At 61.1% G+C, this 1,739-nt stretch carries 2 protein-coding genes; both read right to left on the bottom strand.

Features of this window, described 5'->3' with window-relative positions; genetic code table 11:
• Nucleotides 1–804 (bottom strand): flagellin N-terminal helical domain-containing protein (locus C84B14_RS17960; protein ID WP_353226125.1); only part of this gene is annotated, 804 nt, incomplete at its 3' end.
• A gap of 209 nt (nt 805–1,013) precedes the next feature.
• The coding region (locus C84B14_RS17955) for a flagellin (protein WP_353226123.1) at nt 1,014–1,739 on the bottom strand (726 nt) is incomplete at its 5' end.

Raw genomic sequence — 1,739 nt, 5'->3', positions numbered from 1 at the left:
CAGGGCGCTGTCCAGCGTGGCCAGCGGGTCTTCGGTCTTGAGCTGGATCGTGGTGCCGTCGGCGATGCTGGCCGGCGTCGCAGCCTGTGCGGCCGCAGTCACATCGGTCGTGCCGGCGCTTACAACACCCGTATCCTGATCAATGTTGACGGTCGTGTAGGCAGTGCCGTCGCCGGCGGTGTCGTTGGCGTACTGGGTTTCGCCGTTGGCATCGGTGTAGGACACCAGGTTGATGCTGTTGGTCGCGGTATCGACCGCGACATCACGGCTGGTGTCGACGTTGAAGCCTTCGAGGCCCAACGAGGCCGAATTCATATTCTCCAGGTTGATGGAGATGGTCTGATCGTCCTTGTCGCCGACCTGGATCTTGATTTCGGTCTTGGAGCCGTCGAGCACCTTGGTGCCGTTGAACGCAGTCTGCTCGGACACGCGATCGATCTCGCCGAGGCGCTGTCCGATTTCGTTCTGGATCGATTCCAGGTCGGAGGCGCTGTTGGTGCCGTTGGCCGCCTGCACGGTCAGTTCACGAACGCGCTGCAGGTTGTCGTTGATCTGGTTGAGCGCGCCTTCCGTGGTCTGGGCCAGCGAGATGCCGTCGTTGGCATTCGAAGAGGCCTGCTTGAGACCGTTGATCTGCGAAGTCATGCGGTTGGAGATGGCCTGACCGGCGGCATCGTCCTTGGCGGAATTGATCTTGCTGCCCGAGGACAGACGCTCGATAGCGCTGTTCAGGGTCTTCTGGGACTGGTTGAGGTTCTGCTGAGCGGTCAGCGACAGCGTGTTGGTGTTGATCACGAAGGACATGGCGATTTCCTGTGTCTAAGTCGTTGTGACTGGCCGGCTATGGCCGGCGGCTATAGGGGCGATCTGCATATCGCGCCGCTGATGTCATATCGCCTAGAAAGGAAATTTCTTTAATACGGTAAAACGGGCCCGCGCTCGATTTGCCCAATAAAAAAAGAGGGCGCCCTGGGGCGCCCTCTTTCTTGTCCCTTGCGAGAACGGTCTGCTGCTTACCGGAGCAGGGAGAGCACGCCCTGGGTGCTCTGGTTGGCCTGGGCCAGCACGGAGGTACCGGCCTGCTGCAGGATCTGGGCCTTGGACATGTTCGACACTTCCGTGGCGTAGTCGGCATCGGTGATGCGCGAGCGGGCCGAGGAGATGTTGATTTCGGTGGTGGAGATGTTGTTGATCGCCGAATCCAGACGGTTCTGGACCGCACCGAGATCCGAGCGCAGATCGTCGACCTGCTTCAGAGCGCTGTCGAGGGCCGCCAGCGGGTCGGTCGTCTTGGTGCCGGGGATCGTTACGGTTTCACCGTTGGCGACGTCCGTGGTGGTGCCGGTGGGGGTCACGCCCGTGCCGCTTGCAGTGACAGCGCCGGTGGACGCATCGATCGTAGCTGTTTCGTACGTCGTGCCGGTGCCATCGGTATCCACGGCGTACTGGGTTTCGCCGTTGGCGCCAGAGTAGGAAACCAGCTTCGCGCCGCCGGTCAGGCCGCTTGTGTCGGCGGCGACCTGCGTGCCACTGACCGTGAAGCCGTTCAGGTTCAACGAAGCCGAATCCATGTTCTCCAGGTTGATGGAGATGGTCTGATCGTCCTTGTCACCGACCTGGATCTTGATTTCGGTCTTGGAGCCGTCGAGCACCTTGGTGCCGTTGAACGCGGTCTGCTCGGACACGCGATCGATCTCGCCGAGGCGCTGTTCGATTTCGTTCTGGATCGATTGCAGATC

It is taken from the genome of Salinisphaera sp. C84B14, from assembly GCF_040361435.1.
GTDB lineage: Bacteria > Pseudomonadota > Gammaproteobacteria > Nevskiales > Salinisphaeraceae > Salinisphaera.
This window is presented reverse-complemented; position numbering and strand designations above follow the sequence as displayed.